The sequence below is a fragment of the Streptomyces djakartensis genome (assembly GCF_014651075.1).
Lineage (GTDB): Bacteria > Actinomycetota > Actinomycetes > Streptomycetales > Streptomycetaceae > Streptomyces > Streptomyces djakartensis.
Genome location: NZ_BMWE01000007.1, coordinates 372633 through 379129, shown reverse-complemented (window position 1 = coordinate 379129; position 6497 = coordinate 372633). Strand labels below are relative to the sequence as shown.

Annotated in this window: 7 protein-coding genes; 2 read left to right on the top strand and 5 right to left on the bottom strand. The window is 74.1% G+C overall.

The annotated features are described in order from the left end of the window. Together panC and IE212_RS15095 are read right to left on the bottom strand one after the other, a co-directional pair. Window positions 1-754, bottom strand: a 754-nt coding sequence (gene panC, locus IE212_RS15100) for a pantoate--beta-alanine ligase (RefSeq protein ID WP_190198321.1), incomplete at its 3' end; no start/stop codon positions are given. Continuing rightward, window positions 751-1689 carry a Rossmann-like and DUF2520 domain-containing protein gene (locus IE212_RS15095; RefSeq protein WP_190198320.1) on the bottom strand — a complete coding sequence of 313 codons (939 nt, stop codon included), beginning with the start codon at window positions 1687-1689 and terminating at the stop codon, window positions 751-753. The genes panC and IE212_RS15095, both read right to left, overlap by 4 nt. Window positions 1690-1860: 171 nt before the next feature. Here IE212_RS15095 and IE212_RS15090 point away from each other — a divergent pair, with 171 nt between their 5' ends. Next, on the top strand, window positions 1861-3042 hold the full coding sequence (locus IE212_RS15090; protein ID WP_190198319.1) for a threonine aldolase family protein: 1182 nt from the start codon (window positions 1861-1863) through the stop codon (window positions 3040-3042). On the opposite strand, the gene IE212_RS15085 is transcribed toward IE212_RS15090, so the two are convergent. Then, entirely contained in the window at window positions 3035-3250 is a 216-nt protein-coding gene (locus tag IE212_RS15085) for a hypothetical protein (protein ID WP_190198318.1), read from the bottom strand. The genes IE212_RS15090 and IE212_RS15085 overlap by 8 nt on opposite strands. Before the next feature lie 170 nt (window positions 3251-3420). Between IE212_RS15085 and IE212_RS15080 the strand changes: the two genes are divergently transcribed. Further along, on the top strand, window positions 3421-4527 hold the full coding sequence (locus IE212_RS15080; protein WP_190198317.1) for a DUF5937 family protein: 1107 nt from the start codon (window positions 3421-3423) through the stop codon (window positions 4525-4527). A gap of 18 nt (window positions 4528-4545) precedes the next feature. On the opposite strand, the gene IE212_RS15075 is transcribed toward IE212_RS15080, so the two are convergent. Next, on the bottom strand, window positions 4546-5217 hold the full coding sequence (locus IE212_RS15075; RefSeq protein WP_190198316.1) for a response regulator transcription factor: 672 nt from the start codon (window positions 5215-5217) through the stop codon (window positions 4546-4548). A gap of 54 nt (window positions 5218-5271) precedes the next feature. Next, entirely contained in the window at window positions 5272-6456 is a 1185-nt protein-coding gene (locus IE212_RS15070) for a sensor histidine kinase (RefSeq protein WP_190198315.1), read from the bottom strand. Window positions 6457-6497: the final 41 nt, after the last annotated feature.

Here is a 6497-nt window from a genome sequence, read left to right as displayed (position 1 = left end):
CGGCGTGCGCGTCGGCCGCCGCCCGGGACTCCCCTATGGCGCTGAGGGCCTCCGCACGCGCGCGCGAGGCGGGCACTTCCCGGGCCCGGGCGCGCAGCGCCTCCTGCGCGGCGTGCCGGTCCTGGCCCGCGAACAGGGCCCTGGACAGCGCGAGGGCGGTGCGCCGCTCGGCGGGCGAGAGGTAGCGGTTGCGGCTGGACAGGGCCAGGCCGTCCTCCTCGCGGACGGTGGGGACGCCGACGATCTCCACGCCGAAGTTCAGGTCCCGCACCATGCGGCGGATGAGGGCGAGCTGCTGGGCGTCCTTCTGGCCGTACAGGGCGACGTCGGGGCGGGTGAGGTGCAGCAGCTTGGCGACGACCGTGAGCATGCCGTCGAAGTGGCCGGGGCGGGAGGAGCCCTCCAGGCGTTCGCCCATGGGGCCGGCGGTGATGCGGACCTGGGGCTCGCCGCCCGGGTAGACCTCGTCGACGGTGGGGGCGAACACGACGTCGGCGCCCGACTGTCCGGCGAGCTTGACGTCGGCGTCGAGGGTGCGCGGGTAGCGGTCGAGGTCCTCGCCCTCGCCGAACTGGAGCGGGTTGACGAAGACCGTGACGACGACCTCGCCGTCACGGCCGGCGATCCCGCGCGCGGTGCGGATGAGCGTGGCGTGGCCCTCGTGGAGGGCGCCCATGGTCATCACCACGGCGCGGCGGCCCGCACGCGCGCGGGCGCGCAGTTCGGCGGCGGTGCTCAGCAGAGCGGTGGTCATCGGGCGTCCCCTTCGATGCCGTCGGTGCCGTCGGTGCCGTGGGCGAGTACCCCGAGGAGGTCCTCGGCGAGCTCGGGCTTGAGCAGGCCGTGGGCGAGGGCCCGGTCGGCGGTGGCGCGGGCCATCGCGAGGTAGCCGGCGACGGCCTGCGGGGCGTGCCGGCGCAGCTCGCCGATGTGCGCGGCGACCGTGCCCGCGTCCCCGCGCGCGACGGGGCCGGTGAGGGCCGCGTCGCCGGAGCGCAGGGCGTTGTCCAGGGCCGCGCCGAGCAGCGGGCCGAGCATCCGGTCGGGTGCGGCGACTCCGGCCGCGCTCAGCAGCTCCATCGACTGGGCGACCAGGGTGACCAGGTGGTTCGCGCCGAGAGCGAGCGCCGCGTGGTAGAGCGGCCGGTTCTCCTCGGCGATCCACTCCGGCTCGCCGCCCATCTCGATGACCAGTGCCTCGGCGGCGAGGCGCAGTTCCTCGGGCGCGGTGACGCCGAAGGAACAGCCGGCGAGGCGCTGGACGTCGACGGGCGTGCCGGTGAAGGTCATCGCCGGGTGCAGGGCGAGCGGCAGGGCGCCCGCGCGCAGGGCCGGGTCGAGCACCCGCGCCCCGTACCGCCCGGAGGTGTGGACGAGCAGCTGTCCCGGCCGGACGGACCCGGTGTCGGCGAGGCCGGTGACCAGGTCGGGCAGGGCGTCGTCGGGAACCGTCAGCAGGACCAGATCCGCCCGGCCCAGGACCTCGGCGGGCGGCATCACCGGCACGTCGGGCAGCAGCTCGGCGGCGCGGCGCCGGGAGGCGTCGGATACCGCGGAGACGGCGACCGGACGGTGGCCGGCGAGCTGGAGGGACGCCGCCAGCGCGGGGCCTACGCGGCCGGCGCCGACGACACCGACGGTGAGCCGCGCGGGGCGGTCCCTGGGGTCTGGCTGTGGGGTTGTGTTCACTCGACGGCGGCCTTCCCGTTCCAGTCCGCTCCGGGTACCGGACGATTTCTCGTCATGTTAACGCGATCGGTTCGAGGGTCGTTCGGCCGTCCACAGGGTGTGGGTTCCGCTCGGGGTTCCCGGAGGAAAAGCGGGTGCCCGGCCGCTCGGGCGCGGGGGAGGATCCGGGACATGACTGACACGACGGCGAGCGAGCAGCGGGCGGCGGACGACGACGGGAGCACCGGGCTGCGTGAGCGGCGGCTGGCGGCGCATCGGGGCGCACGGCGCGTGTTGGCGCGCTTCGGCTTCCATCGCACGCTCCGGGAGCGCCTGGAGCTGCTGGACTCGGCGGCGGACGTCCACGACCTGGACGAGCTGTCCGACGTGTACGGCGACGGCGTGGTCGGGACGCTGGAGAAGAAGGTCGCCGCACTGCTCGGCACCGAGGCCGCCGCCTTCTTCCCCACCGGCACGATGGCCCAGCAGGTGGCCCTGCGCTGCTGGGCGGGCCGCACCGGCAACCGGACGGTCGCCGTGCACGCGCTCAGCCATCCCGAGGTGCACGAGCGGAACGCGTTCAGCGAGGTCGCCGGGCTGCGCCCGGTACGGGTGACGAGCGAGCCGCGGCTGCCGACCGCCGCCGAGGTGCGCGACTTCGAGGAGCCCTTCGGGGCGCTGACGCTGGAACTGCCCCTCAGGGACGCCGGTTTCGTGCTGCCGTCCTGGGAGGAGCTCACCGAGGTGGTGGCGGCCGCGCGGGAGCGGGACGCGGTGGTGCACTTCGACGGGGCGCGGCTGTGGGAGTCCACCGTCCACCTCGGCCGCTCCCTGGAGGAGATCGCGGACCTGGCGGACAGCGTCTACGTGTCGTTCTACAAGTCCCTCGAGGCGTTCGGCGGCGCGGCGCTCGCGGGCCCCGAGGACCTGGTGGAGGAGGCGAAGGCGTGGCGGCACCGGTACGGCGGCCAGGTCTTCCAGCAGTTCCCGACGGCCCTGTCGGTGCTGGTCGGACTGGAGCGGGAACTGCCGCGGCTGCCGGAGTACGTCGCCCACGCGCGCGTGGTGGCCGCCGCCCTGCGCGAGGGGTTCGCGGCGGCCGGGGTGCCGTGGGCGCGTGTGCACCCGGAGGTGCCGCACACCCACGACTTCCGGGTCTGGCTGCCGTACGACGCGGACGTCGCCGCCGAGGCGGCGGTCCGGACGGCCGAGGAGACGGCGGTGGTGCTGTTCGGCAGCGGCTGGGAGCAGGGCGGTCCGGGCCTGGCGTTCACGGAGGTGCATGTGCGGTCGGCCGGGCTGGAGTGGACCGCCGAGGACGTGCGGACGGCGGTGGCGGAGTTCGTGGCCAGGCTGCCCGGACAGGTCAGGTGAGGCGCCGCCGCCGCGCTCCGAGCCACCGGCCGAGGGCGTCCCGGATCCGGCCGCGGGCCGGTCGGCCGGCCAGGACCGCCCGGAACCGCCGCTCGTCGCGCCACTCCCGTACGGCCTGGAAGTCGTACGTGCCCGGCGCGGGCGGGGCGGGCTCGCCCCGGGAACGGGCCCGGTAGGCGTCGAGGAGGTACTGCTGCGTGATGCTCATGGTGGATGGCCTCTGCGGGTGGGGGCGACGGGGGCCCGTGGTGGAGGTCCGAAGGCTGCGCGGCTGCCCCGGTGAAACCACCGTGCGCCCGCGCCGGCGGGAAGTCCCGCCGATTGACGACGCCCGTCAACCGGCGGGGCGTTGTCGGTGGCGGAGTGCACCATGAGGTCATGAGCGTGCATATCGACATCGCGGGGTTACGGCCGGAGCGGACCGCCGTCGTCCTCTCCCCCCTGGCCGAGCTGGGCATGGCGCTGCACGCGCTGTCCGAACCGGCGCACCACCCGGGTCTGCAGGGGTGGGTGACGGGCGTGACGGCCCGGCTCGACCCGCATCTCGCCGACCGGATGTGCGAGGCCGACTTCCTGTGGCGGTCGACGTTCTCCGACCTGTTCCTGCCGTGCGCGGGCCTGCCGGGCCGCATCGCGCTCCCGGGCGCCACGCTCGGCGAGGAGCTGGATCTGCTCGACAAGCTGTCCGACGAGCAGTTCGTCGACGCGGCACTGGAGTTCACCTGCGCCGTCGGGTACGGCGAATGCGGGCCCACGGCGCTGACCGACCCTCAGGTGCGCCGCCGCGCCCTGGAGCTGGCCGCCGCGCGGGGGCCGCAGCAGGTCCGGTTCAGCGAGCGGCTGCTGGCCGACCCGCCCAGGATCCGGGCGTGGCTGCGGCAGTTCCTCCAGGACTGCGACGAGGCGTTCTTCGCCGAGGCCTGGTCCCGGCTGAGCCACCAGCTCGCCGCGGACGCCCGTCACAAGACGGAGCTGCTGCGCCGCAAGGGTCTGGCCGAGGCGCTGGCGGCGGTGTCGCCGGCGGTCACGCTCGAGGAGGCGGCCGGAAGGATCACGGTCGACAAACTGGGCGAGGGGCGTACGGCCACGGGCGACGGCGGCCTGCTGCTCGTCCCGACCAGCCTGGGCTGGCCGCATCTGATGGTCCTGCACCGCCACGACTGGCAGCCGGTGCTGCACTACCCGGTCGGCACCCACGGGCTCGCCGCCCCGGCCAGTGTGGAACAGCTGGCCCTGCGCATGACGGCGCTGTCCCACCCGGTCCGGATGCGCATCTGCCGCCACCTGGCCCGCAGCGCGTACACCACGGGCGAGCTGGCACAGGCGCACGGCGTGACGGCCCCGGAGATATCCCGGCACCTGGCCGTGCTGAAGAAGGCGGGCCTGATCACCACCCGCCGCCGCGGACGCTACGTGATGCACCAGCTGGACGTGACGGTGGTGGCCCGGCTGGGCAGCGAGTTCCTGGAGGGGATCCTCAGATAGCCGGCCGGCGTGCGCCGCTCAGGCGTGCCCTCCGGCCCGCACCAGCCCGGTCTCGTAGGCCAGCACCACCACCTGCACCCGGTCCCTGAGCCCCAGCTTGGTCAGGATGCGGCCCACGTGTGTCTTCACGGTCGCCTCGGACAGCACGAGCCGGGCCGCGATCTCTCCGTTGGAGAGCCCCTGAGCGACCAGCACCATGACCTCGCGCTCGCGGCCGGTGAGCCGCTCCAGTGCCTGGTGCTCGGGCTGATTCGCGGTGGACGGCAGCATCGGCGCGAAGCGGTCCAGGAGCCGCCGGGTCGTGGAGGGCGCGACGACCGCGTCGCCGCTGTGCACGGAGCGGATCGCGGCGAGGAGCTCACCGGGCGGAACGTCCTTGAGCATGAAGCCGGACGCGCCCGCCTTCAGTCCGGAGAAGGCGTACTCGTCGAGGTCGAAGGTGGTCAGGATGAGGACCTTCGGCGGCTCGGGGTCCGCGCAGATCCGCCGGGTCGTCTCCACCCCGTCGAGCTTGGGCATACGGACGTCCATGAGCACCACGTCGACCTCGGTGGTGCGCAGCGCCTGGAGTGCCTCGACGCCGTCGCCCGCCTCCGCCACGACCTCCATGTCCGGCTGGGCGGCGAGCACCATCCGGAACCCGGTGCGCAGCAGCACCTGGTCGTCGACGAGCATCACGCGGATCGTCATCAAGGCCTCTTCCGTGGGTCGTTACAGGTGTCAGCGCGGGGTGTGCCGAGGTGATCAGGCGGGTTTGAGCGGCAGCAGGGCGCTGATGCGGAATCCTCCGCCCGGGCGCGGGCCGGCGTCCAGGGTGCCGCCGACCATGCCGACCCGCTCCCGCATGCCGATCAGGCCGTGCCCCTGGCCGTCGAAGCCGCCCTCCTCGTACAGCTCGTGCGGGGCGCCCTTGCCGTCGTCCTCGACGAGCAGCCCGAGACCGTCGTCGAAGTAGACCAGGCGCACGCTCGCGCCCGCGTTCGGTCCGCCGTGCTTGCGGGTGTTGGTGAGCGCCTCCTGCACGATGCGGTAGGCGGTGAGCTCGACACCGCTGGGCAGCGGGCGGGGCGTGCCCTCGACCTTGAAGTCGACGGGCAGTCCGTGCCCGCGGCACTGCTCGACGAGGTCCTCGATCTGCTGGACGTCGGGCTGCGGCACGTACTCGCCGGCCTCCTGGTGCTCCCCGGTGCGCAGCACGCCGAGCAGGCGGCGCATCTCGGCGAGGGCCTGGCGGCCGGTGGAGGAGATGGTCTCCAGGGCCTTCTTCGCCTGGTCGGGCGCGGCGTCCAGCACGTAGGCGGCGCCGTCGGCCTGGACCACCATCACCGAGACGTTGTGCGCCACGACGTCGTGCAGCTCGCGGGCGATACGGGCGCGTTCGGCGGCGACGGCGACCTTGGACTGTGCCTCGCGCTCCTTCTCCAGGCGGGTGGCCCGTTCCTCCAGCTGCGCGAAGTAGGCGCGGCGGGTGCGGATGGAGTCGCCGAGCACCCAGGCGAGGGCGAAGGGCACGGTCATGAAGATCGTCGCGGCGACGCCGGCCGCGACGCTCGTCTCGTTCGGCCAGCGAAGATGCGCCACGGGGGCGGCGCACAGGCCGGCGACCAGCGCGAAGCGGGAGGCCCAGCGGGCGCCCTCCGCCGCGACCGTGTAGACGATCACCAGCAGGGCGAAGTCGGCGGGGCCCTTCTCGACGTCGGTGATCAGCTGCGCCAGGCCGACCGCGGTGGCGAGCAGCAGCATCTTCTCCGGCATCCGGCGACGCAGCGCGACCACCAGGCACAGCAGCAGCGCCAGCGGGACGGCGGCGGCCGGGGGTCCGAAATCGCCGGACACTCCGCTGACCACCGAAATCCCGAGGAGGACCACGGCCCAGGAGCCGTCGACCCACATCGGGTGCCTGCGGAGGAAGTCATAGAGGCGCTGCACGTAACCCAGCGTAGGGAAGCGCGATGGGCGCAGGGGTCAAC